The following is a 23773-nucleotide window of genomic DNA, read 5'->3' as shown; positions in this document are numbered from 1 at the left end:
CTCTCCCTGTGGGAGAGGGAATAGAATGTAGGCCGGGTAAGCGTCAGCGCCACCCGGCTTTTTTACATCAGACAACCATATTCAACAGCAGCACCCCGACCAGACCACACACCGAAATAATGGTTTCCAGCGCGGACCAGGACTTGATGGTTTCACCGATCGTCAGGTTGAAGTACTCCTTGAACAGCCAGAAGCCAGGGTCGTTAACGTGAGAGAAAATCACGCTACCGGAACCGACGGCGATAACCATCAGCTCGGGGCTTACGCCCGTGGTCGCAATCAGCGGAGCAACGATACCGCCTGCGGTGATCGCCGCAACGGTCGCAGAACCCAGCGCAATACGCAGAACTGCAGCAATAGACCAGGCCATCAGGAGCGGCGACACGTTGGTCTCATGCATCATGGCAGCGATGTATTTGTCCACGCCGCTGTCGACCAGCACCTGCTTGAACGCACCGCCGCCGCCGATGATCAGGAGCATCATGGCAATGATTTTGATGGAAGAGGTCAGCGTGTCGTTGATTTGATCCATTGAACGACCGCGGTTAAGACCGAAGGTGAACATCGCGATCAACACCGCAATCAGCGTTGCCATTACCGGGTCACCCAGGAATTCCGCAACGGACAGGAAAGCATGACCTTTCGGCAGGATCATCTCCGCCACGGCGCGCATCGCCATCAGGATCACCGGCACCAGAGAGGTCCAGACGCTGACGCCAAAGCCCGGCATCTCTTCTTCGGTGAAGGTTTTGGCGCTGTACAGACCTTCCGGGATAGGCTTATCAATGCCTTTCAGGAAGCGGGCATACACCGGGCCCGCCAGAATCACGGTCGGGATCGCCAGAATCGTACCGAACAGCAGGGTTTTACCCATATCGGCGTGGAAGATGGTGGCGATAGCGGTTGGACCCGGGTGTGGCGGCAGGAAGCCGTGGGTCACGGACAGGGCCGCAGCCATTGGCACACCCACAAACAGCAGCGGGATGTTCGCTGCCGCAGCGATGGTAAACACCAGCGGCAGCATCAGCACGAAGCCCACTTCATAGAACAGCGCGAAACCGACGGTAAAACCGGTTAACACCACTGCCCACTGAATGTGCTGTTTACCGAATTTGGCAATCAGGGTGGTGGCAATACGCTGCGCGCCACCGCAGTCCGCCAGCATTTTGCCGAGCATGGCACCGAAACCCATGATCAGCGCCAGGCTGCCGAGCGTGCCGCCGACGCCGGCTTTGATAGAGCTGATAACTTTAACCAGCGGCATCCCCTGCATCAGACCGACTGCAAGTGCCACCAGAACCAGAGCGATAAATCCGTTCATTTTGAAACGGATCATCAAGAGCAGTAATAACACAACACCGATAGCAACGATGACTAATGGCATGATTTACCTGGCCTTTGAATTGTTATGGGTAACGTCATTGTTTCAACGACAAATTCCGATTGTCCCAACTGGGAACAGAGTGGTTAACGGCACTCATACTGATGCCTGCGAAACAGTTAAGTTTAGTCGGCTGTTATAAGGGTGCTGAGTGCCCACGAGAATGATACGGGTAACATATCGCGGTTGAGAATCACCCAGTGAGGCAAAATTTGAATTATGAGACGCAGGTCAACATATCGAGGTGGGAAGGTAAGGGAGGTTGGCCCGGTAAGCGTGGCGCCACCGGGCAATACGGGCGGGTACTGAATTAGTAGTAAGAGTGCTCGCCGCGCTGGTGCTCGGTCAGGTCACGCACGCCTTTCAGTTCCGGGAACTCGTTCAGCAGCTGCTTCTCGATCCCTTCTTTCAGGGTCACGTCGACCATAGAGCAACCATTACAGCCGCCGCCGAACTGCAGGATCGCCAGGCCGTCTTCCGTGATTTCCATCAGGGAAACGCGACCGCCGTGGCCAGCCAGCTGTGGGTTGATCTGGGACTGAAGCAGATACTCAACGCGCTCCATCAGCGGCGCATCGTCAGACACTTTACGCATTTTGGCGTTTGGCGCTTTCAGGGTCAGCTGAGAACCCAGCTGGTCGGTGACGAAGTCGATCTCCGCATCTTCAAGATACGGCGCGCTCAGTTCATCGACATAAGCGGTGAGCTGTTCAAATTTAAGGGCAGTGTCAGTTGCTTCCACAGCATCCGGAGGACAATAAGAGACACCACATTCTGCATTCGGAGTGCCTGGATTGATCACAAACACGCGGATCTGCGTCCCTTCTTCCTGATTTGCCAGCAGTTTGGCAAAGTGCGCTTGTGCAGAATCGGAAATACGGATCATAGCTTTGGCCTAATAGTTGACTAAATTACCTGGGTATAATCATACGCCCATTGAAGAAGGGCTACAAGGTACGGCACAGACACCATACCTGAACCGACGCGGCGCCGCTTTGCAAAAGCAGTCGGGAAAGTTCAGCAACGGTACTGCCTGTGGTGACGACGTCATCCACGATGGCGATATGGAGGCCTTTGACCGGCAATTCAAGGCGAAAGGCGTTTTTCAGGTTCCTTTTGCGAAGCCGGGCGTTGAGCTGATGCTGGATGGCGGTGGCATGTACGCGGGTAAGCGCGCAGGCATCATAGCGACAGCCTAGCCACCGGGCGAGCGGGCGGCAGAGCAGGTCGCTTTGATTATAGCCGCGCCGCCAGTGCCGACGTCGGTATAAGGGGACATTCACCACCCTATCGATTTTCGGCAGAGCGCGGGTTCGTCGCGCCTGTAAAACTGCCAGCAATAGCAGGCGGGCAAGGGGCTGCGCCAGCGAACTCTGGCCGGAAAACTTCAGGGCGTGAATAAGCCCGCTCAGCGGTGGAACATAATCATCCACGGCTACCAGCGCGCTCCACGGCGGGGATTTTTTCAGGCAGCGGCCGCAGGGCAAATAGCGGTTAGCCGCCGGTAAACCACATTGCGGGCAGGTTGTGATACGCCTTGCCAGTGAGCGCGTGCAGACGGAACAGACGCCCCACGCGCTGAGGGCAAGCGGCATTTTGCATAGCCAGCACAAGCCAGGCACTGTTAGCATGTGCAACCTCCATGTGAAAAAAGAGAACAGTAACTGATGAAGACGCTGTGGTGGCAGACCGTAGGGACAGGAAATTGCCATCTTGTGCTGCTGCACGGATGGGGCCTGAATGCGGAAGTGTGGCATTGCATAAGCGAGGAACTTGCCTCGCAATTTACGTTACATCTGGTTGATCTACCGGGCTACGGTCGCAGCCGCGGCTTTAGTGCGATGTCGCTTGATGAGATGGCGCAGCAGGTTGTGGACGCCGCGCCGCAAAATGCCATCTGGCTGGGCTGGAGCCTGGGCGGGCTGGTGGCAAGCCAGATTGCGCTCTCCTGGCCCGAGCGCGTTAAGGCGCTGGTCACCGTGGCCTCGTCGCCATGCTTTAGCGCGCAAGAGGCGTGGCCCGGCATCAAACCTGACGTGCTGGCGGGCTTCCAGCAGCAGCTGAGCGACGATTTCCAGCGGACCGTCGAGCGATTCCTCGCATTGCAGACAATGGGGACGGAAACCGCGCGTCAGGATGCCAGAGCGCTGAAGCAGGTGGTGCTCTCCCTGCCGATGCCGGACGTCGAGGTGCTTAACGGCGGTCTTGAGATCCTGAAAACGGTCGACCTGCGGGAGCCGCTGACTGCGCTGGCCATGCCGCACCTGCGTATCTATGGCCATCTGGACGGGCTGGTGCCGCGCAAAGTGGTTCCACTTCTGGATTCCCTCTGGCCGGACAGCGAATCCCGGGTCATTGCCAAAGCCGCGCATGCTCCGTTTATCTCTCATCCGACGGAATTTTGTTCAGCGCTGGTTGCGTTAAGTCAACGTTTAGACTGATTATTTTCTATCCAGCCTGGAAAAAGTTACACACCGCAACCATACTCCAGATGTCGTTGCGGTTGTTCTGCCTACGATAATCAAAAACAACAATCCTATGGAGAGTCAGGCTATGAAACTTGTTACAGGTATTGTCACTTCTCTGGTTATTGGGTCACTGTCATTTGGCGTTTTTGCGGCGAAAGAGCTGGAAAAAGATAAAGTTGCCGGGATGAATCTGACGAAAATTGGTGAGATTTCTACGTCTGACACCACCGCGCCGATGGATGCAAGAAAAGAGCTGTCGAAGAAAGCGGATGAGCTGGGCGGGACGTACTACGTCGTCACCAGTGCAGAAAAACAGACCAAAAACGTACGCGCTACCGCGGACGTCTATAAGTAATACGATAATGCCGGGCAGCAATGCCCGGCTTTGTTAGCGCAGTGCCCACCATTCCCTGAGGCAGGCCTTTCCTTCCGGGCAGCTTTTACAACTGCCGGAGAGGCAGCCGTCCGCTTCTTCCTGAATCCGCACGGCTTTACCCATCGCTTCCAGGCGTTCCAGCATGGCATCGATCATCGGCTGCGGCGTATGCAGGCTGAGGCTGAGCTGTTTTGCCTCCATCCGCCCCTGAAGCGCCAGCAGGTCACGAACCTGAATCAACGATGCCATCTGGTTTCCTCTTAGTGACAGTCGCCAGCCGGGCTGCTGCAGCAGGTTGCGGCGGTTTTACGATTCGCCAGCAGGTCGATGTCGACGCGGCTGCGTGCCCGGCGTAGCAGACCGAGAATCATTACGTTAAACAGCACAACCGCCAGAATGCAGACCAGGCTGTAGCGCGGGTGCTGGCTGAAGTTAACGGTCTGATAAAACAGCGTCGCCAGCGAGTAAGCGATATTCAGCCCCCACAGGATGGAGAAGCCCATCCAGCCGCGGCTGGACTCGCGGGCAATCGCTCCCATGACGGAGATGCACGGGATATAGAGCAGGACAAAGATGAGATAGCTGTAGGCCGCAGACGCGCTGCCAAACTTCTCGCCCATCACGCCCATGGCACCGGTCGCCATTTCGCCGTCGCCTTTGCTGGCCTCAATCGGGTTCGCCAGCACGCTCAGGCTGAAGGTATCTTTCAGGCTCTGCCAGGTCTCCTCAACGGCACCCAGCAGTTCGTCACCGAGGTGAAACTCCGCCGGGTTAAATTCCTGCTCCTGAATGTTCTCTGCGGTGTAGAGCGTGTTCAGGGTCCCGACGACCACCTCTTTCGCCATCGCCCCGGTGAACAGTCCCACGGTCGCCTGCCAGTTATCTTCCTGCACGCCAATTGGTTTAAAGACCGGCGTGATGACGCGGCTGACGGAGGCGAGGGCAGAGTCGTTGATGTTATCCGCCGTCTGTCCACTCAGGGTGAAGCTGTTCAGCGCGCTCAGGAAAATACTGACAATGACAATCACCTTACCGGCGCGCAGCACAAAGCCTTTCAGGCGCTGCCAGGTCTGGATCGCCAGGCTTTTCAGATGCGGTACGTGGTAGACCGGAAGCTCCATCACAAACGGCGACGCTTCACCACGCATGATGGTGTGCTTGAGCATTAAGCCGGTCAGGATCGCCATCACGATGCCCAGCACATACAGCGAGAAGACCGCCAGCGCGCCCTGCTGACCAAAGAAGGCGGCTGCAAAGACCGCAAAGATTGCCAGACGCGCGCCGCAGGACATAAATGGCGCCATCATGATGGTCATCAGACGTTCACGCGGCGCATCCAGGGTGCGCGCGCCCATCACCGACGGCACGTTACAGCCGAAGCCGACGATCAGCGGGACGAAGGATTTACCCGGCAGACCCAGCGCCTGCATCAGGCGGTCCATCACGAACGCGGCGCGCGCCATGTAGCCGGAATCTTCAAGGAACGAGAGGAACAGATACATCATGCCGATCTGCGGCACCAGCGGCAGCACGGTGTTGATACCGCCGCCGATCCCCTGAGCGAGGAAGATGGTTAGCCATTCCGGGAAGTGCAGGGTGTAACCCAGCCACTGAATACCATGAACGAAAACGGCGACAGAACCCGCGTCAAAAATCGGCTGGAGCGCGCCACCAATGTTAATGGCAAGCAGGAACATCACGTACATCACCAGCAGGAAGATCGGCAAACCGAGGAAGCGGTTGAGCACAATCTTATCCACCGCCGCCGTAAAGCGGCTGGGTTCCGCGGTAAGGGCATTGCTGACCACGTCACAAATTGACGCAATGGCCTGATAACGCGCATCGGCGATGTGCAGCGCCGGGTCGTCCAGCTCGCCGCTGAGACGGGCGAGGGTCACGTCCAGCTTATCTGCCGCATGTCCGGCATAGGCGCGGCTATAGATATCCCCTTCCAGCATCTGCAGGCCGAGCCACAGACGCTGTTTCGCAGGCATATTTTTGTCCATCTCCTGCGCCAGCAGATCGGCTTCGCGCAGCAGCGGCTGGGCGTAGTGCACCAGCTCAACGTCGCGGTTTCCCGCGTGGCGGTCAATCGCCAGCTTCAGCGCGTCGATACCGCGAGCGCGGGTCGAGACCAGCGGAACGACAGGGCACCCAAGGCGCGCAGAGAGGGCATCGACGTCAATGCGCAGCTTTTGTTTCTCTGCAATGTCGAGCATGTTGAGCGCCACGATGCAGGGGATCCCCAGCTCCAGCAGCTGCAGCGTCAGGTAAAGGTTTCGTTCGAGGTTAGAGGCGTCGACCACGTTGATCAGCAGATCGGCATCGCCGCCAAGAATGTAGTGGCAGGCAATTTGCTCATCGAGCGATGTCTGGGATGAAATCGTGGTTAAGGAATAGGTACCGGGAAGGTCGACCAGGGTCACCTGATTGTCCGTTGTCGTGAACTGACCTTCTTTACGTTCAACCGTTACGCCTGCCCAATTTCCCACGCGCTGGCGCGCGCCGGTTAACTGATTAAATAAGGTTGTCTTGCCGGAATTAGGATTGCCAATTAAGCCAATAGTTAATTTTTTCATTGTATTAGACCCACCGAAACCGCTGGCTTGTTAACGGGATAAAGATTCAACTTCAATTAATGCGAGGTCTTTTTTGCGCAGAACCAGATTCACGCGCCGGGTTTCGATATGGACAGGATCGCCCAACGGCGCTACGCGCACGACCTGGAATGATGAGCCGGGCAGCATGCCCAGTGACAGCAGCTTCTGCCGATAGGCCGGGCTAATTTCGCGGGTAAAACCGGTAATTTTCCATGCACTGTCTGGAGTGAATTGCATAATGCCTGATTCCACGAGAGGTTAAATAATCTACACTGCGATGATAATGAGAATAGTTTTTATCAGCAATAATAAAAATGTGACGGGATGTTGTTAATCGTATTAATTTGCGGTCTGATTGACCTTGCTCAATATTTGCTGAATTGCCGGGAAAATGAAAAGAGGGATATTTGTTAACGGGGTGATAATTAGTGGTTTAAATATGGCTGTGCAATCGGTTTCATATATTTCGAGATGTTTTATTCCCCTCACCCCGGCCCTCTCCCCAAAGGGGCGAGGGTGTTAAAGTTCCCTCTCCCCTTTGGGGAGAGGGTTAGGGTGAGGGGGGCGTTGTTGCCTTAGCGTTTCTTACCCATCGCGGCCGCCAGCGCGTCCATCATCGCGCTATTGCCCGCAGGCTGTGCATCACGCCCGCGCGGTTTTGCGGCTTTCGCGGCCGGACGCTGCTGCTCGCGGCCTCCACCGTTGCCGCCACGGCGCGCGTTGGTGTCGCCCGGTTGCTCGTCCAGACGCATGGTCAGGGCGATACGCTTGCGCTGCAGATCCACTTCCAGCACTTTCACCTTCACGATGTCGCCCGCTTTGACCACGGTGTGCGGGTCTTCAACGAACTTGTCGGCAAGGGACGAGATATGCACCAGACCGTCCTGGTGCACGCCGATATCCACAAACGCGCCGAAGTTGGTGACGTTGGTCACCGCGCCTTCCAGCACCATGCCCGGCAGGAGATCGTTCATGGTCTCGATGCCGTCAGCAAAGGTCGCCGTTTTGAACTCAGGACGCGGATCGCGGCCCGGTTTTTCCAGCTCTTTGATGATATCGGTGACGGTAGGCACGCCAAATTTTTCGTCGGTGAAGTCCACCGCTTTCAGGTTGCGCAGGGCGCCGCTGTCGCCCATCAGGTCTTTAAGCGCCTGCTGAGTAGCGGCCAGGATGCGCTCAACAACCGGGTATGCTTCCGGGTGAACGGTAGAAGCATCCAGCGGGTTATCGCCGTGATTGATGCGCAGGAAGCCCGCGCACTGCTCAAACGCTTTCGGCCCCAGGCGGCTCACTTTAAGCAGCTGCTGACGGTTCTGGAACTGGCCGTTCTCGTCACGCCAGGCCACGATGTTCTGCGCCATCATGCGGGTTAAGCCCGCCACGCGGGTCAGCAGAGGAACGGAGGCGGTGTTCAGGTCCACGCCGACGGCGTTTACGCAGTCTTCCACCACCGCATCCAGCTTGCGCGCCAGCTGCGTCTGGCTCACGTCGTGCTGGTACTGGCCCACGCCGATGGATTTCGGGTCGATCTTCACGAGTTCGGCCAGCGGATCCTGCAGGCGACGGGCAATAGAGACCGCACCGCGCAGGGAAACGTCCAGGTCCGGGAACTCCTGCGCCGCCAGCTCAGAGGCGGAGTAGACCGATGCGCCCGCTTCGCTGACGATCACTTTCTGCGCCGTCACTTTCGGGAACTGCTTCTGCACGTCGAGGTAGAAACGCTCGGTTTCGCGTGATGCGGTGCCGTTACCGATGGCAACCAGCTCCACGTTGTACTTCTCGCACAGCGCCGCCACCACGACGGCGGCTTTCGCTGCCTGTCCGGTATGCGGGTAAATGGTGTCGGTGGCGACCAGCTTGCCGGTGCCGTCAACCACAGCGACCTTCACGCCGGTACGCAGGCCCGGATCGAGACCCATGGTGGCGCGCAGGCCGGCAGGAGCGGCCATCAGCAGGTCGTGCAGGTTACGGGCGAAAACGTTAATCGCTTCATCTTCAGCGCGCTCGCGCACGGTGCCCATCAGCTCGGTTTCCAGGTGCATCAACACCTTGATGCGCCAGGTCCAGCTCACTACGCCTTTGCGCCAGCTGTCCGCCGGGGCATTGTTCAGGCGCAGGCCGAGATGGTCGATAATGATCTGCTCGCAGTGGCTCTCTTTCGGCGGCTCGTCAAACTGCGGGTCGGCGTTCAGGGAGAGCTGGAGCACGCCTTCGTTGCGGCCGCGGAACATCGCCAGCGCGCGGTGAGAAGGGGTGGTTGAAATCGGTTCGTGGTGATCGAAGTAGTCGCGGAACTTCGCGCCTTCTTCCTCTTTGCCCGCGACGACGGTAGAGACGATGTGGGCATTCTTCCACAGGTAATCACGCACTTTGGCCAGCAGGGCAGCGTCTTCCGCGAAGCGCTCCATCAGGATGTAGCGCGCGCCGTCCAGAGCGGCCTTGGTGTCCGCGACGCCTTTGTCGGCGTCGATGAATTTCGCCGCTTCGGTGTCCGGGTCGTGAGACGGCTCATTCCACAGCAGGTCGGCCAGCGGCTCAAGGCCCGCTTCGATGGCAATCTGCCCGCGCGTGCGGCGCTTCGGTTTGTACGGCAGATAGAGATCTTCGAGTTCGGTTTTGCTCAGGGTGCCGTTAATGGCGCTTTCCAGCTCGCTGGTCAGCTTGCCCTGTTCGCCGATGGATTTGAGGATCGCCTGACGACGTTCTTCCAGCTCGCGCAGATAGCCCAGACGGGTCTCCAGGTTACGCAGCTGCGTGTCATCCAGACCGCCGGTGACTTCCTTACGATAGCGTGCAATAAACGGCACGGTGTTCCCTTCATCAAGCAGGCGAACGGCAGCTTCTACCTGTTCGGCTCTGGCCTGAAGTTCACCCGCAATAATGCGGCAGAGCGAATCTTTCATCATGGCTTTATCATCTTGTGGGTCAAAATCAGGGGATAGTTATACGGGCTGACACGGCAAAATGCCAGCCGGGGAGGGCGCTCTCGGACTATTTTACGTAGACGATCTCATTGACGTACCAGCTGGCTTCACCGGCTGGGGTTTGAACGACGGCCAGATCGCCCACTTCCTTTTTCAGCAGCGCGCGGGCCATCGGGGAGTCGATGGAGATGTAATCTTTACGACCAAAAATTTCATCGTAGCCGACAATGCGAAAACGCAGGGTGTCACCGTCATCGTTTTCAATTTCCACCCACGCGCCGAAGAACACTTTGCCCTCCTGCTGTGGGGAGTAATCGACAATTTTGAGATTCTCGAGGCACTTCGTCAGGTAGCGAACCCGGCGGTCAATTTCGCGCAGCCGCTTTTTGTTGTACTGGTAATCCGCATTCTCGCTGCGATCGCCCAGGCTGGCCGCCCAGGTCACCTTTTTGGTCACCTCAGGACGCTCTTCGCGCCACAGGTAATCCATCTCTTTCTTGAGTTTCTCGTACCCTTCGCGGGTGATCAGGGGCGTTTTCATGGTGCAGCCTTTAATGCCGGTTAACTGTCTTTGCGCACAATACGTAGCGCACAGTGTAACAGACAGGATTAATAATGATTTATGTGATGAAATGAACAGATAAGCTGCTGTTAAATATGCTTTGTAACAATTTCGACTAGAATTTATACCAGAATTAACTGGTCGAATACGTGCACTTTTTTAGAATACGCTGTTACAAAGACTATCCGAACCTTTGGGAGTACACACAATGCAAGAGAACTACAAAATTCTGGTCGTGGATGACGACATGCGCCTGCGCGCGCTGCTGGAGCGTTATCTGACCGAGCAGGGCTTCCAGGTTCGTAGCGTCGCGAACGCTGAGCAGATGGACCGTCTGCTGACCCGTGAATCTTTCCACCTGATGGTTCTCGACCTGATGCTGCCGGGCGAAGACGGGCTTTCTATTTGCCGCCGTCTGCGCAGCCAGAGCAACCCGATGCCGATCATCATGGTGACGGCGAAGGGCGAGGAAGTTGACCGTATCGTGGGCCTCGAAATCGGCGCGGACGACTACATTCCAAAACCGTTTAACCCGCGTGAACTGCTGGCGCGTATTCGCGCCGTGCTGCGCCGTCAGGCGAACGAACTGCCTGGCGCACCGTCGCAGGAAGAAGCGGTGATTGCCTTCGGCAAGTTCAAGCTGAACCTCGGCACGCGCGAGATGTTCCGTGAAGACGAACCAATGCCGCTCACCAGCGGCGAGTTTGCGGTACTGAAAGCGCTGGTCAGCCACCCGCGCGAGCCGCTTTCCCGTGACAAGCTGATGAACCTGGCGCGCGGTCGCGAATACTCCGCAATGGAACGCTCCATCGACGTGCAGATCTCTCGCCTGCGCCGCATGGTGGAAGAAGATCCGGCGCATCCTCGTTATATTCAGACCGTGTGGGGTCTGGGCTACGTATTTGTCCCGGACGGCTCTAAAGCATGAGGCGAATGCGCTTCTCGCCGCGAAGCTCGTTTGCCCGCACCCTGCTGCTGATCGTCACCCTGCTGTTCGTCAGCCTGGTGACGACCTACCTGGTGGTGCTGAACTTTGCGATCCTGCCGAGCCTCCAGCAGTTTAATAAGGTCCTGGCCTACGAAGTGCGTATGCTGATGACCGATAAGCTGCAGCTGGAGGACGGTACGCAGCTGGTTGTTCCCCCGGCATTTCGCCGTGAAATTTACCGTGAGCTGGGCATTTCGCTCTACTCGAATGAGGCGGCGGAAGACGCTGGCCTGCGCTGGGCGCAGCACTACGAATTTCTCAGCCAGCAGATGGCGCAGCAGCTGGGTGGCCCAACGGAAGTGCGCGTTGAGGTCAACAAAAGCTCGCCCGTCGTCTGGCTGAAAACCTGGCTGTCACCCAACATCTGGGTGCGCGTTCCGCTGACCGAAATTCATCAGGGCGACTTCTCGCCGCTGTTCCGCTACACCCTGGCCATTATGCTGCTGGCGATAGGTGGCGCGTGGCTGTTTATCCGTATCCAGAACCGACCGCTGGTCGACCTGGAGCACGCGGCGCTGCAGGTCGGTAAAGGCATCATTCCTCCTCCGCTGCGCGAATATGGTGCCTCTGAAGTGCGTTCGGTAACGCGCGCGTTTAACCATATGGCGGCAGGCGTGAAGCAACTGGCGGACGACCGTACGCTGCTGATGGCAGGCGTCAGTCATGACCTTCGCACCCCGCTAACGCGTATTCGTCTGGCGACGGAGATGATGGGGGAAGAGGACGGCTATCTCGCCGAGTCCATTAACAAGGACATCGAAGAGTGTAACGCCATCATCGAGCAGTTCATCGACTACCTGCGCACCGGCCAGGAAATGCCAATGGAAATGGCCGATCTGAACGCGGTGCTGGGCGAAGTGGTGGCCGCAGAAAGTGGTTATGAACGTGAAATTGACACTGACCTTCAGGACGGAGAAATTCAGGTTCGTATGCACCCGCTCTCCATTAAGCGTGCGGTGGCTAACATGGTGGTCAATGCGGCGCGTTACGGTAACGGCTGGATTAAGGTCAGCAGCGGGTCTGAACTCAACCGCGCCTGGTTCCAGGTGGAAGACGACGGTCCGGGCATTAAGCCCGAGCAGCGTAAGCATCTGTTCCAGCCGTTTGTGCGCGGCGATAGCGCGCGCAGCACCAGCGGTACGGGCTTAGGCCTGGCGATTGTGCAGCGTATTATCGATAACCATAACGGATTGCTGGAGATCGGTACCAGTGAGCGGGGTGGGTTGAGCATTCGCGCCTGGCTACCGGTACCGGTGACGCGGGGGCAGGTGAAAGAGGGATAGTGCGGTCTGATGCCCTCACCCCGGCCCTCTCCCACGGGGAGAGGGAGAAAACATTAAAAAAGGCAACTTTCGTTGCCTTTTTGCTTTTACCTACAGCTTCGGACCCGCACTCACCAGCGCTTCACCCGCCGGGGTATCGGTATACTTCTCGAAGTTCTCAATAAACAGCTTCGCCAGCGATTCCGCCTTCTCGCGCCACTGCTCCGGCGAACCGTAGGTATTGCGCGGGTCGAGGATACGCGTGTCCACACCCGGCAGTTCCGTCGGAATGGCCAGATCAAACATCGGCAGCGTGAAGGTTTCGGCATTATCCAGTGAACCATCCAGAATGGCGTCGATAATGGCGCGGGTATCTTTGATAGAGATACGCTTGCCGGTACCGTTCCAGCCGGTGTTGACCAGGTAGGCCTGCGCGCCGGATGCCTGCATGCGTTTCACCAGCACCTCAGCGTACTGCGTCGGGTGCAGCGACAGGAATGCCGCGCCGAAGCAGGCGGAGAAGGTTGGGGTTGGCTCCGTGACGCCACGCTCGGTACCCGCCAGTTTGGCAGTAAAGCCAGAGAGGAAGTGGTACTGCGTCTGGCTGGCGGTCAGGCGGGACACCGGAGGCAGCACGCCGAACGCATCCGCCGTCAGGAAAATCACCTTCGTGGCATGGCCCGCTTTTGACACCGGCTTCACGATATTGTCGATGTGGTAGATCGGGTAAGAGACGCGGGTGTTTTCGGTTTTTGACGCATCGTCGAAGTCGATAGAGCCGTCGGCACGTACGGTGACGTTTTCCAGCAGCGCGTCGCGACGGATCGCATGGAAGATATCCGGCTCGGCCTCTTCAGACAGGCGAATGGTCTTCGCGTAGCAGCCGCCTTCGAAGTTAAACACGCCGTCATCGTCCCAGCCGTGCTCGTCATCGCCAATCAGACGGCGTTTTGGATCGGTGGAGAGCGTGGTTTTCCCTGTGCCGGACAGGCCGAAGAATACCGCCACGTCGCCTTTCTCGCCGACGTTCGCCGAGCAGTGCATGGAGGCAATACCGCGCAGCGGCAGCAGGTAGTTCATGACCGAGAACATCCCTTTCTTCATTTCGCCGCCGTACCAGGTACCGCCAATCAGCTGGATACGCTCGGTCAGGTTGAAGGCAATGAAGTTCTCAGAGTTCAGGCCCTGCTCTTTCCACTGTGGGTTGGTGCATTTCGCACCGTTCATCACGATGAAGTCAGGTGTGAAGTCCTGCAGCTCTTCGTCGGTCGGACGAATAAACATATTCTTAACGAAATGCGCCTGCCAGGCCACTTCGGTAATGAAACGCACGGAAAGGCGGGTATCGGCGTTAGCGCCGCAGAAAGCGTCGACAATGAACAGGCGCTTGCCGGAAAGTTGATGGGTGACGAGCCCTTTCAGGTGCTGCCAGGTTTCCGGGGAGAGCGGTTTGTTGTCGTTCTTCCCTTTGCCTTTGTCAGCCCACCACAGCGTATCGCGGGTGGTTTCGTCGCGGACGATATACTTATCTTTCGGCGAACGACCGGTAAAGATACCGGTATCGACGGCGATAGCACCAAGGTTCGTCAACACACCGCGCTCGTATCCTTCCAGTGCTGGATTGAGCTCTTCCTGATACAGCGTATCGTAATCGGGGTTGTAGACGACTTCCTGGACGTCGTGAATACCATAAGCCTTGAGATCTTGCGGGGTTAAACCAGTAACACGCATATCACTGCTCCTTAGCCAATATGTACTGCCTGAAATTGTAGGGTTTTTCTGGGGATGTTAACCGCGACGGGGCTCATAGATTTGTGCATCTGGATAAAACCCTTACTAACGGAAAACGCTGCGACTCCAGTCACAGTGCAGGCGGATTATCGCAGGAATCGCTTTTTGGTTGGGGAAAATGTTCCGAAAAGGTTAAAGACTGGTGATTTTATCGGAAAGAATGTGAATGTAATCGCATACATGTAAGAAAATTACGTAAGAGTTACATTATGAAAACGATTCAGCTTTTGGGGCTGCGCCTCACCCCGGCCCTCTCCCCAAAGGGGAGAGGGGGTTCACGTTCCCTCTCCCCTTTGGGGAGAGGGTGAGGGGGAAAGAGGTTTAGTGAACCTGTGGATCCGCCGGGGAGGCGTTGTTGCGGATCTCAGCGATATCCATCGAATTGAACACGTAGTGCGTACCGCAGTAGTCACAGTGCATATCAATTTCGCCGTCTTCAGCCATGATGCTGTCGATCTCTTCATCCGGCAGGGTTTTCAGTGCGCCAGCGCAGCGCTCGCGTGAGCAGGTGCACTTAAACTCCACGGACTGCGGATCGTACACGGTCACTTCTTCTTCGTGATACAGACGCCACAGCACGTCGGTCGCCGACAGGTTGAACAGCTCTTCCGCTTTGATGGTTTCGGTCAGCGTCGCCAGGTGTTCAAAGTCATTGGTCTGTGCGTCCTGCGCAGGCAGAACCTGGAGCAGCATGCCGCCCGCAGCAGGCTGGCCGTCCACTTCACCGGTGCGGATGAACAGACGCGTTGGGAGCTGTTCGGAGCGCATGAAGTAGTCTTCCAGGCAGGCTGCCAGGGTATCGCCTTCCAGACCGACCACGCCCTGATAGCGTTCACCTTCCTCCGGGGAGATGGTGATCACCAGGTAGCCATTGCCCACCAGCGTTTTGAGGTCTGCATTTTCAGGCACGTCGCCCTGAACGCGCGCTACGCCGCGCATCTGCTGCTGGTTATTGCCGTTGATCACCGCCAGCGTCATCGGGCCGTCACCCTGCAGCTGCACGGTGATATCGCCGGCAAACTTCAGCGTCGCGGTCAGCAGGCTGGTGGCAACCAGCAGTTCGCCCAACAGGGTCTTCACCGGCAGCGGGTAGTTGTGGTTTTCCAGAATCTGTTTCCAGGTTTCGGATACGGTGACCAGCTCGCCGCGCACGGCGAATTGTTCAAACAGATAGCGGTGTAATTGGTCGTGTTGGGCCATTTTCATCTCTCGTGCGGGTGAGGGTTACTCGCTCTCACCGTGTTTAAATTTCATCAGATCGCGGCGCTCTTTTTTATCCGGTCGCCGGTCCGGGTGGGGCATGGTCAGCGCATTCATTTTGCGCGCCAGCGCGGTTTTCTCGCGCTTTTCAACGCTTTCAGGCGTCTCTTCGTAAAGCTGTACGGCTTCCGATGCGGGCCGTCGCTGTTCGGTAATGCCTTTAATCACTACCGTACGTTCGTCGTTGCCCTGGCGCAGCGTTAAGGTGGCGTTCAGCTCAACCAGCTTGCTCGGCTTGCTGCGCTGGCCGTTGTAATGCACTTTACCGCCGTCAACCATCTCGCGGGCAAGGGCGCGCGTTTTATAAAAACGGGCTGCCCACAGCCATTTATCCAGTCTTACCCCGTCTGAGGGCTTTTCTTTCATGGCGTCTCCTTCACGGTTAGTGAGGGGATCATCTGGCGGTAGTCGTTCAGCCCCGGATGGCGCAGATAGCGTTTTTCAGCCAGGCCAGAGTCAGGATTGGTAACACCCAGACAATAGCGAATGCCAAACGTTGCCGCGGAATCCAGAATGGGCTCGCTGTCGTCAATGAACAGTGTGCGTTCCGGCTGCAGGCCGGTCTCTTCCTTCACCGCATGCCACAACCGCTGATCCTCTTTCGGATAACCAAATGTGTGGGTAGAAAGTAATAAATCAAGGTGCGACGCCAGCCCCGTGTGCTCCAGCTTCACGGCCAGGTTATGTGGATGCGCGTTAGTAAGCAAAATACGGCGCTTGCCGCTGGCTTTCAGCGCGTCCAGGAATGGAACCGTATCTTCGCGCAGCACGGCGCGTGGTCCCTGGGCGGTGGTCATGGCACAAATATCCAAACCGAGGCGCTCGCTCCAGTAGTCCAGACAGTACCAGTTTAGCGTATGTTGCACCGCGCTATATTGCGAACGAATGAACGCCTGCGCTTCTGCCGGGGAGATGCCCTGCTGTTCACCATAGGTTTCCGGCACCAGCTTTTGCCAGAAATAGTTGTCAAAGGCGAGATCGAGCAGCGTGCCGTCCATATCCAGCAGAACGGTGTCGACCTGCTGCCAGTCGATATCAAGATGCATAGGGGGGAACTCCAGCCAGAAGAAACGTGCGCGACAGGGTAGCACATCTTGTCGCGCAACGACGTTATCAGATCAGGCTCTCAGAGGAGGGGATCAGCTTAGGATTGAGGCAATTCTCGTAATATTGCTGGATCTCAGCCAGACGCGTTCGCGAGCGCTGGTAGCGGCGCAGCGCCATAAAACCGTTCCAGAAAATGGCGATCAGCATGGCGACCATCAGCAGAGAGGTGCCAATGTAACGCCACAATCCTGCGCTGTCCGGCATCCGGTGCAGGCCGATATGGCGGGTGCCATTAGCGTCTGTGTAGATGCTTGTGACAATCCCTTCGGCACTGAACGGCGTTTGCATCAGCATCTGCGCCAGGCGCTGGAACTGGCTCCACTGCTCCTGCGCCGGGTAGTCGTAAAGCGCAACCTGCGGGTAAGGCTGATCGACCAGGTCGCTGCCTTCATCGCTTGCAATCACAAAGCCGCCCGGCGCCGGGCTGTTGAGCGCCTGAGCCGCCCGGGTGGTTTCGCGCATCATAAACGGCGATGTCGACGTCGCGACCAGGTTATCCAGCGACTCCGCGCTGACCGGACGCAGCAGCACGTTGACGCCATCCAGTCGTCCCGCTTCGGCGCGTTTCACCAGCGAGTCCCAGTCTTTACTGTTCCCGAGGTTAACCAGCGCGTTTTTGAGGCGTACGCACTCATCCTGCGTGGAGCATAAATCCTGGGTTTTCAGAACGATATCGCCAAAATCATCCAGCAGAATCATACCTGATTTCTGAATGGCGGAACGCAGCGCGGGGCTGACGCGTGAGTCATCGTCCGGTTTCGGGTGCAGCTGGCGGTTAACCGTCTGGGTCAGCGCCGTGGCTTTATTCACCACTTCAGATTCCGGCAGCGGCAGCGGCGGCGCGTCGTTCCAGATAATTTGCGAACAGTCGAACGGCATGAACGGCGAGTTCTGGCGCGTGTTCCACGCCCCCGGAGTATGGATGTTACACATCCCGGTGCCCTTCAGGCGCAGCGTATCGCCCACCCGCACGCCCGCTTCATCGAGCTGATTGACGCTGGTCGCCTCGATGGTCTGCGCGCCTTTGATCCACGAAAGGGTAAATTTGATGGGCATATCCAGCGGCACGAAAAGCAGCAGCATGATAAACACCAGCCCGGCGCCGCCGGCGATGACCGTGCTGCGGAGCCAGTGCTGAAGCGGGAAATTTTTCACTTCATCATGCAGAGACAGGAAGCGCCCCTGACGCACAACGTGGCGGTCAAGGTAGATATCAATATCGGTTTTCTGCCCTAAATCCTGCGCAATCCACGGCTGCCAGTGGCGCGGATAGATAAGGTCAATAATACCGAGTGAAATATTGTTGAGATGCTCCTGATCGTTCTCACCGAACAGGCCCCAGCGCTTTGGCGTGCCGCGCAGGCAGTGGATCTCCCGCAGCGAGGTTTTGGTCGGCGGGGCAAAGAGTCCCCACAACCCGGCCGCCAGAAGCAACACTGCGCCACCCGCCAGCCACGGGACAAAGACGTCCGGCGTCAGCAGGCAGACAAAAAAGAGCAGGAAAGCGGCAACGATCAGGATGGCTTCACGAATACCGTCCGGACGACTCAGAGCGTACTCTTCATGCGTTTCCTGACGAATATTCAGCAGTTCAATCTGCTCGGTCTCTTCACCACGAATAGAGGCCTGCGTTGAGCTCGTGCGCTCCAGCGCAAAGCGCGGGGCTTCGTGAAGATAGTCATTCAGGGTATGGCCGTTGAGCGAGATCACCAGCGGCAGCGAATCGGTGTGAATCAGCTCAACGCTGTTTTCGTCGTTAATGTACTGCTCCCAGGAAGGGGGCAGATGCACCTCAACGGAATCAAGGTAGTAGCGCCACTTGTTGGGGTCGTCAGTCGTAATGCCGTAGCGCGTGATGGAGCGCGTCACGCAGAGCACGGTGTCACTTTGCGCGTTCAGCTTAAGCGCGACAGGCGCAGCGGTGGCTCCCGTCGGCCCAGGCGTTAACTGAGAACGGTTCAGCGTTTCGAGATAGTTTTCAACTGCATCGCGCTCGTCTTGCGTGAGCTTACGGGTTGTCGCACCCGCGAAGGCATTTAAAAAGGGCAGCCGGTAGCGACGCTGTACGCGTCGCCTGTACAGCCACCCTGCAATCAATGCGCTGACCAGCATAGCAGCGAGAACAATCAAAATGGTGCTCATGCTTTCCCCATCTTACTTATCTTACAGGTGTAGTCAGTAGCACCTTTACATTGAATGAGAATCTGTGGCTGGCTATCGGCAAGTATGGAGTCGAACTTGAGCATTCTGAAGCGCATCCCAGTGACCGGTGATGATAGCAAAGCCTGCCATGGCGCGATATCAGCAAATTCCTGGAAACATTTCAACCTCTTGACATTTGTTTTGAATTGAGGATTGATCCCTGCTACGTTGCATAAATGTAAATAAAGAACGATTGACATTGCCGAAACCGTGCGGCATATCGCACAATAAAGCCAGTTCACACTGCTAAGACCCCATCAAGATGAGCAAACCACTACAAAAACCCACCATTCTGAATGTTGAAACTGTCGCTAAATCGCGCCTGTTTAATGTCGAGAGTGTGGACCTGGAGTTCAGCAACGGTGTGCGTCGTGTTTATGAACGTATGCGACCCTCCTCGCGCGAAGCGGTTATGATTGTGCCTATCGTCGACGATCATCTGATTTTGATCCGCGAATACGCCGTGGGGACGGAATCTTACGAGCTTGGGTTCTCGAAAGGGCTCATCGATCCGGGCGAAACGGTCTTTGAAGCGGCAAACCGCGAGCTGAAAGAAGAGGTGGGTTTTGGTGCGAACGAGCTGTCGTTCCTGAAAAAGCTGAGCATGGCACCGTCTTATTTTTCCAGCAAAATGAATATCGTGGTGGCTGAAGATCTCTATCCTGAATCGCTTGAGGGAGACGAGCCGGAGCCGCTGCCGCAGGTTCGCTGGCCGCTGGCGCACCTGATGGATTTGCTGGAAGACCCTGACTTTAACGAGGCGCGCAACGTGAGCGCGCTGTTCCTGGTCCGGGAGTGGCTGAAGGGGCAGGGGAGACTGTAGTGGCCTGATGCCCTCACCCTAACCCTCTCCCACGGGAGAGGGAGCAAACACAAAAACGGCAACCCGAGGTTGCCGTTTTGCTTTGTTGTCAGAACAGCTCGTGCGTCTCGCCGTTATCAATAATCTCCGTTCCCACCTCGTGCACCGCCTGCGTGGTTGGCTGCGTGCCCTCAATGAAATATTCGGCGCGGCTATTACCACCGTTTGCGAGCTGACCGGTGCTGCGGTCAATATTGACCGTCACCACGCCCGGCGGCGGCGTCAGCGGCTGCTCCGGCACGCCTTCAAGAACGGATTTCATGTAGGCATCCCAGGCCGGCTGCGCGCTTTTGGCGCCGCCTTCGTAGCCGGAAATCTGATCTTTAATCGCGCCGGATGCCGTGGTACGGCCTAAATCACGGCGATGATCGTCGAAACCGATCCAGACCGACGTCACCACGCCCGGCCCGTAGCCGGAGAACCACGCATCTTTCGAGCTGTTGGTTGTCCCGGTTTTACCGCCGATATCGTGGCGCTGCAGATCGCGCCCTGCACGCCAGCCGGTACCCTGCCAGCCCGGTTCACCGAAGATGTTGGTGTTCAGCGCGCTCTTGATCAGGAACGCCAGCGGCGTGTTGATAACGTGCGGGGCGTACTCCTGCGCGCCGGTTTGCGCCACCAGCGACTGGTTAGCCTGCTCCAGCTGCGGCTGCGGTAAGACGATATTCGGCTGCTCCTGAGACACGGCAGGGTCTTCCATGTCCTTGTTTTCGAGCACCTCGGATTTCGGCGTATTGCCGTAAATGACCGGAATATCACACTCAGGGCAGGCGATTTTCGGCTTCGCTTCAAACAGCACGCCGCCCTGGTCGTTCTCGATTTTACTGATGAAGTACGGGTCAACCAGGAAGCCGCCGTTAGCCATCACCGAGTATCCGCGCGCGACCTGAAGCGGCGTAAAGGAGGCTGAACCTAATGCCAGCGACTCGGTGCGAACGATATTCTGCGCCGGGAAGCCGAAGCGCTGCAGGTACTCTGCCGCATAGTCGACGCCCATCGCGCGCATGGCACGCACCATCACCACGTTTTTCGACTGCCCAAGACCCTGACGAAGACGAATTGGACCGGCGTACTCCGCTGGGGAGTTCTTCGGCTGCCAGTCGGAACCGGCACCGGCATCCCAGCGGGAGATTGGCACGTCGTTAAGAATGCTGGCAAGGGTCAGTCCCTTATCCATCGCAGCCGTGTAGAGGAACGGTTTGATGTTGGAACCGACCTGACGCAGGGCCTGCGTGGCGCGGTTAAATTTGCTCTGGTTGAAATCGAACCCGCCGACCAGCGCCATTACCGCCCCGTTCTGTGGGTTGATAGAGACCAGGGCCGAGTTGACATCCGGTACCTGCGCCAGCCACCAGGCATCGCCAACCTTGCGTACCCAGATCTGCTGCCCGGTCTGTACCACGTCGGTCACTTTGCGCGGCGTTGGCCCCTGCAGGGTGTCTGAACGGTATGGACGCGCCCAGCGAATACCGTCCATACGCAAGGAAACGGACGTGCCGTCCGCCAGCGTCGCAACGGCTTCCTGAGGATCGGCCTGAGTGACCACGGCTGGAAGGAGCGGACCGTATGTTGGCAGCGCTTTCAGCGTGCTGGTGATTTTTTTGCTGTCCCAGGCGCTCTCACCCACTTTCCAGAGCACGTTCGACGGGCCACGATAGCCATGACGCATATCGTAGTCCATCACGTTATTGCGCACCGCGTCCTGAGCCGCCTGCTGCACTTTACGGGTGACGGTGGTGTACACGCGATAGCCGTCTTCATAGGCCTTGTCGCCATAACGACTCACCATCTCCTGGCGCACCATTTCGGTCAGATAAGGGGCAGAGAAAGCGATCTCAGGGGCGTGGTAATTGGCGTCAATAACGTCGTTACGCGCCTGGTCGTACTCGCTCTGGCTGATATAGCCTTCGCTCAGCATACGTGAAAGGACGACGTTACGACGTGAGGTGGCGCGATCGAGCGAGTAGAGCGGGTTGAACGTAGAGGGCGCTTTTGGCAGACCGGCAATGGTTGCCATTTCGCTTAAGGTGAGCTGCTCAACAGGCTTACCGAAGTACACCTGTGCGGCAGCCCCCACGCCATAGGCACGGTAGCCCAGGTAGATTTTATTGAGGTACAGCTCAAGGATCTCGTCCTTGCTCAGCAGCTGCTCAATACGGATCGCCAGGAACACCTCTTTGATCTTACGTGTCAGCGTCTTTTCGGGGCTGAGGAAGAAGTTACGCGCCAGCTGCTGCGTAATGGTACTCGCCCCCTGGGAGGCATGACCGGAGAACAATGCAATGCTTGCGGCACGGAAAATCCCCACCGGATCGACACCGTGGTGCTCGTAGAAACGGCTGTCCTCTGTGGCGATAAAAGCTTTCACCATCACGGGGGGTATTTGGTTTAAGGTCAGCGGGATACGACGCTTCTCGCCATACTGCGCCATCAGTTCGCCATCGGCGCTATAGACCTGCATCGGGATCTGGAGGCGCACATCGCGGAGCGTGGCGACATCAGGTAGCTGTGGCTCAATATATTTGTACAAACCGTAAATCGAGCCTGCTCCCAGCAGAATGCAACAGACTGCAAGGATGAATAAATACTTTACGAACTTCACCGGAGATTTCCCATTTGGTTTCACTTGGGCAGTTTCTAAACAATCGCGCGGTAGTATAAAGGCAAGCCTGATTCATTGATATAGCCGTCAAGGCGACGGGCGATAAGGAGATCGTGAAGCATGGCTTTCAAAACATGGCAAACGGGCGTGCATATTCAACAGGATAGGGTGCTGATTGCGGCGCTGGCCCGGGAGAGAGGCGGCTGGTGCTTACGCCGCTGGTGGGCCATTCCTCTGGCCGAAGGCATCATTCGTGACGGCAAAATTTGTCAGCCAGAAGCGCTGGCCGATGCCTTACGCGGCTGGCGGAAAGCGCTACCGCACTACCACCGGGTGTTTCTCTCCTTCCCTGCTGCACGGACTCTGCAAAAATCGTTGCCCCGTCCAGCACTTGCATTGCGCGACAGCGAGCAGCTCTCGTGGCTGGGGGCGGCGCTCTCGCGCGAACTGGAGATGTCTGCAGAGTCCCTCTGTTTCGACTACACCCAGGACACCTTCAGCAATACGTTCCACGTGACTGCTGCACAAAACAAAGAGGTTGAAACGCTTCTGACTCTGGCGAAAACGCTACGTTTGCGGCTGGCTACCATCACTCCGGATGCCAGCGCGCTGGCGAACCTGCTGCCTGCGGTAGCGCCGACGCAGTGCGTCGCCTGGCGGGATGCGCATCAATGGCTGTGGGCCATGCGCCATCAGTGGGGGCGTCGTTATACCGCTGAAGCAGAAAACGTCACTGAGCTGGCGGCGCTGCTGGCTCTCAGCCAGAACGACATCGCGCTCTTTGATGCCGAACGAACCCCATGGGAAACGCTGCAGCGCTGGCATGCGCTTCTTCCCGAATGCGGGGCTGACTATACCGTCGCGCTGGCGCTGGCCATGAGCGAGGTGCCTGAATGAACATGACCAACTTCCTGCCCTGGCGTCAGCAGCGGCGCGCGCGATGCCTGCGTTTCTGGGGCGGCGTGTTTGCCGGCGCATTGCTGCTCATGCTGCTGGCCGTTTTTAGCGTAAGGATGAACCATCTGGTAACGCTGCGCGCGCTACAGGCTCAACTGGCGGGTACGCAGTCCGTGCAGCGTGGCCTTGTGTCTCGCCAGCGACCCACAGCAGAGGCGCAGAAACCTGCTGGCACGCCGCCGCGCCGCGCATGGCAACGGGTGCTGGAGACACTTTCTGGCGCTATGCCTGCGCAGGTCTGGCTGACAGAGCTGCGTTATCAGCCTCCAGCTCTGATGTTGATCGGATATGCCACGACCCTGCCGGCGCTCTCTGCCTTACGTAATGGGCTGGGGCACATAGACGGCTTTACGACCGGGCCAGAGGGGGAACTCCGGCAGGATAGCCAGGGGCGCTGGATGTTCACTCTGCACCTGAAAAGCGAGGGGTAA

21 protein-coding genes are annotated in these 23773 nt (G+C 57.4%); 7 read left to right on the top strand and 14 right to left on the bottom strand.

All coding sequences use genetic code 11. The features are described from left to right. Window positions 1-67: 67 nt before the first annotated feature. The 3 genes from gntT to gntX all read right to left on the bottom strand — a co-directional run bounded on the left by gntT (window position 68) and on the right by gntX (window position 3012). Complete coding sequence (gntT, locus tag AC4ICF_RS21640; RefSeq protein WP_116342718.1) at window positions 68-1384, bottom strand: gluconate transporter; 1317 nt, start codon at window positions 1382-1384, stop codon at window positions 68-70. Window positions 1385-1691: 307 nt separating this feature from the next. Further along, window positions 1692-2267 (bottom strand): Fe-S biogenesis protein NfuA, encoded by a 576-nt coding sequence (gene nfuA, locus AC4ICF_RS21635; RefSeq protein ID WP_003861601.1) that lies wholly within the window; start codon window positions 2265-2267, stop codon window positions 1692-1694. A 61-nt stretch (window positions 2268-2328) separates the two neighbouring features. Then, window positions 2329-3012, bottom strand: a complete 684-nt coding sequence (gene gntX / locus AC4ICF_RS21630) for a DNA utilization protein GntX (RefSeq protein WP_316380245.1) — start codon at window positions 3010-3012, stop codon at window positions 2329-2331. Window positions 3013-3048: 36 nt separating this feature from the next. On the opposite strand from gntX, the gene bioH reads away from it, so the two are divergent. Together bioH and AC4ICF_RS21620 are read left to right on the top strand one after the other, a co-directional pair. Continuing rightward, window positions 3049-3822 carry a pimeloyl-ACP methyl ester esterase BioH gene (bioH, locus tag AC4ICF_RS21625; RefSeq protein WP_316380246.1) on the top strand — a complete coding sequence of 258 codons (774 nt, stop codon included), beginning with the start codon at window positions 3049-3051 and terminating at the stop codon, window positions 3820-3822. A 112-nt stretch (window positions 3823-3934) separates the two neighbouring features. Continuing rightward, complete coding sequence (locus AC4ICF_RS21620) at window positions 3935-4204, top strand: YdgH/BhsA/McbA-like domain containing protein (protein ID WP_023309499.1); 270 nt, start codon at window positions 3935-3937, stop codon at window positions 4202-4204. Window positions 4205-4237: 33 nt separating this feature from the next. Here the strand turns inward: AC4ICF_RS21620 and feoC are convergent, their stop codons facing one another. The 5 genes from feoC to greB form a co-directional block, all read right to left on the bottom strand. Beyond that, window positions 4238-4474, bottom strand: coding sequence for a [Fe-S]-dependent transcriptional repressor FeoC (gene feoC / locus AC4ICF_RS21615; RefSeq protein ID WP_039263074.1), 237 nt, complete (start codon window positions 4472-4474; stop codon window positions 4238-4240). 11 nt (window positions 4475-4485) lie between these two features. After that, window positions 4486-6804, bottom strand: coding sequence for a Fe(2+) transporter permease subunit FeoB (feoB, locus tag AC4ICF_RS21610; RefSeq protein WP_116342714.1), 2319 nt, complete (start codon window positions 6802-6804; stop codon window positions 4486-4488). A 30-nt stretch (window positions 6805-6834) separates the two neighbouring features. Beyond that, the gene (feoA, locus tag AC4ICF_RS21605) at window positions 6835-7062 is read right to left on the bottom strand and encodes a ferrous iron transporter A (RefSeq protein WP_006177893.1); all 228 of its coding nucleotides are present in this window, start codon (window positions 7060-7062) and stop codon (window positions 6835-6837) included. Between the two features lie 338 nt (window positions 7063-7400). After that, window positions 7401-9731: a Tex family protein gene (locus AC4ICF_RS21600; RefSeq protein ID WP_163330644.1), complete on the bottom strand. Its 2331-nt coding sequence runs from the start codon at window positions 9729-9731 to the stop codon at window positions 7401-7403. An 85-nt stretch (window positions 9732-9816) separates the two neighbouring features. Continuing rightward, window positions 9817-10290, bottom strand: coding sequence for a transcription elongation factor GreB (gene greB, locus AC4ICF_RS21595; protein WP_014885539.1), 474 nt, complete (start codon window positions 10288-10290; stop codon window positions 9817-9819). 229 nt (window positions 10291-10519) lie between these two features. Between greB and ompR the strand changes: the two genes are divergently transcribed. Together ompR and envZ are read left to right on the top strand one after the other, a co-directional pair. Then, window positions 10520-11239: an osmolarity response regulator transcription factor OmpR gene (gene ompR / locus AC4ICF_RS21590; protein ID WP_001157751.1), complete on the top strand. Its 720-nt coding sequence runs from the start codon at window positions 10520-10522 to the stop codon at window positions 11237-11239. Then, entirely contained in the window at window positions 11236-12582 is a 1347-nt protein-coding gene (gene envZ, locus AC4ICF_RS21585; RefSeq protein WP_233003202.1) for a two-component system sensor histidine kinase EnvZ, read from the top strand. The genes ompR and envZ overlap by 4 nt, the downstream gene beginning before the upstream one ends. A gap of 90 nt (window positions 12583-12672) precedes the next feature. Here envZ and pckA read toward each other — a convergent pair whose 3' ends face one another. From pckA to AC4ICF_RS21560, 5 genes are all read right to left on the bottom strand, one after another. Further along, window positions 12673-14292: a phosphoenolpyruvate carboxykinase (ATP) gene (gene pckA / locus AC4ICF_RS21580; RefSeq protein ID WP_045259359.1), complete on the bottom strand. Its 1620-nt coding sequence runs from the start codon at window positions 14290-14292 to the stop codon at window positions 12673-12675. A gap of 381 nt (window positions 14293-14673) precedes the next feature. Then, window positions 14674-15558, bottom strand: a complete 885-nt coding sequence (gene hslO / locus AC4ICF_RS21575) for an Hsp33 family molecular chaperone HslO (protein ID WP_161495995.1) — start codon at window positions 15556-15558, stop codon at window positions 14674-14676. A gap of 18 nt (window positions 15559-15576) precedes the next feature. Further along, on the bottom strand, window positions 15577-15978 hold the full coding sequence (hslR, locus tag AC4ICF_RS21570; RefSeq protein ID WP_316380247.1) for a ribosome-associated heat shock protein Hsp15: 402 nt from the start codon (window positions 15976-15978) through the stop codon (window positions 15577-15579). After that, window positions 15975-16658, bottom strand: coding sequence for a GMP/IMP nucleotidase (gene yrfG, locus AC4ICF_RS21565; protein ID WP_014885534.1), 684 nt, complete (start codon window positions 16656-16658; stop codon window positions 15975-15977). The genes hslR and yrfG overlap by 4 nt, the downstream gene beginning before the upstream one ends. A gap of 67 nt (window positions 16659-16725) precedes the next feature. Then, on the bottom strand, window positions 16726-18861 hold the full coding sequence (locus AC4ICF_RS21560; RefSeq protein ID WP_163330646.1) for an intracellular growth attenuator family protein: 2136 nt from the start codon (window positions 18859-18861) through the stop codon (window positions 16726-16728). 322 nt (window positions 18862-19183) lie between these two features. Here AC4ICF_RS21560 and nudE point away from each other — a divergent pair, with 322 nt between their 5' ends. Next, window positions 19184-19744 carry an ADP compounds hydrolase NudE gene (gene nudE / locus AC4ICF_RS21555; RefSeq protein ID WP_008503041.1) on the top strand — a complete coding sequence of 187 codons (561 nt, stop codon included), beginning with the start codon at window positions 19184-19186 and terminating at the stop codon, window positions 19742-19744. Window positions 19745-19832: 88 nt separating this feature from the next. Here nudE and mrcA read toward each other — a convergent pair whose 3' ends face one another. Beyond that, window positions 19833-22385 (bottom strand): peptidoglycan glycosyltransferase/peptidoglycan DD-transpeptidase MrcA, encoded by a 2553-nt coding sequence (gene mrcA / locus AC4ICF_RS21550; RefSeq protein ID WP_116342705.1) that lies wholly within the window; start codon window positions 22383-22385, stop codon window positions 19833-19835. A 120-nt stretch (window positions 22386-22505) separates the two neighbouring features. Here mrcA and AC4ICF_RS21545 point away from each other — a divergent pair, with 120 nt between their 5' ends. Both AC4ICF_RS21545 and AC4ICF_RS21540 read left to right on the top strand, forming a co-directional pair. Then, window positions 22506-23282 carry a DNA utilization protein HofM gene (locus AC4ICF_RS21545; RefSeq protein ID WP_491466132.1) on the top strand — a complete coding sequence of 259 codons (777 nt, stop codon included), beginning with the start codon at window positions 22506-22508 and terminating at the stop codon, window positions 23280-23282. After that, entirely contained in the window at window positions 23279-23773 is a 495-nt protein-coding gene (locus tag AC4ICF_RS21540; protein WP_316380248.1) for a PilN domain-containing protein, read from the top strand. The genes AC4ICF_RS21545 and AC4ICF_RS21540 overlap by 4 nt, the downstream gene beginning before the upstream one ends.

Source organism: Enterobacter sp. ECC_219_Taxon_10, from assembly GCF_058354905.1.
Note: the sequence above shows the minus strand (reverse complement) of the source record. Positions and strands in the feature narration are given on the sequence as shown.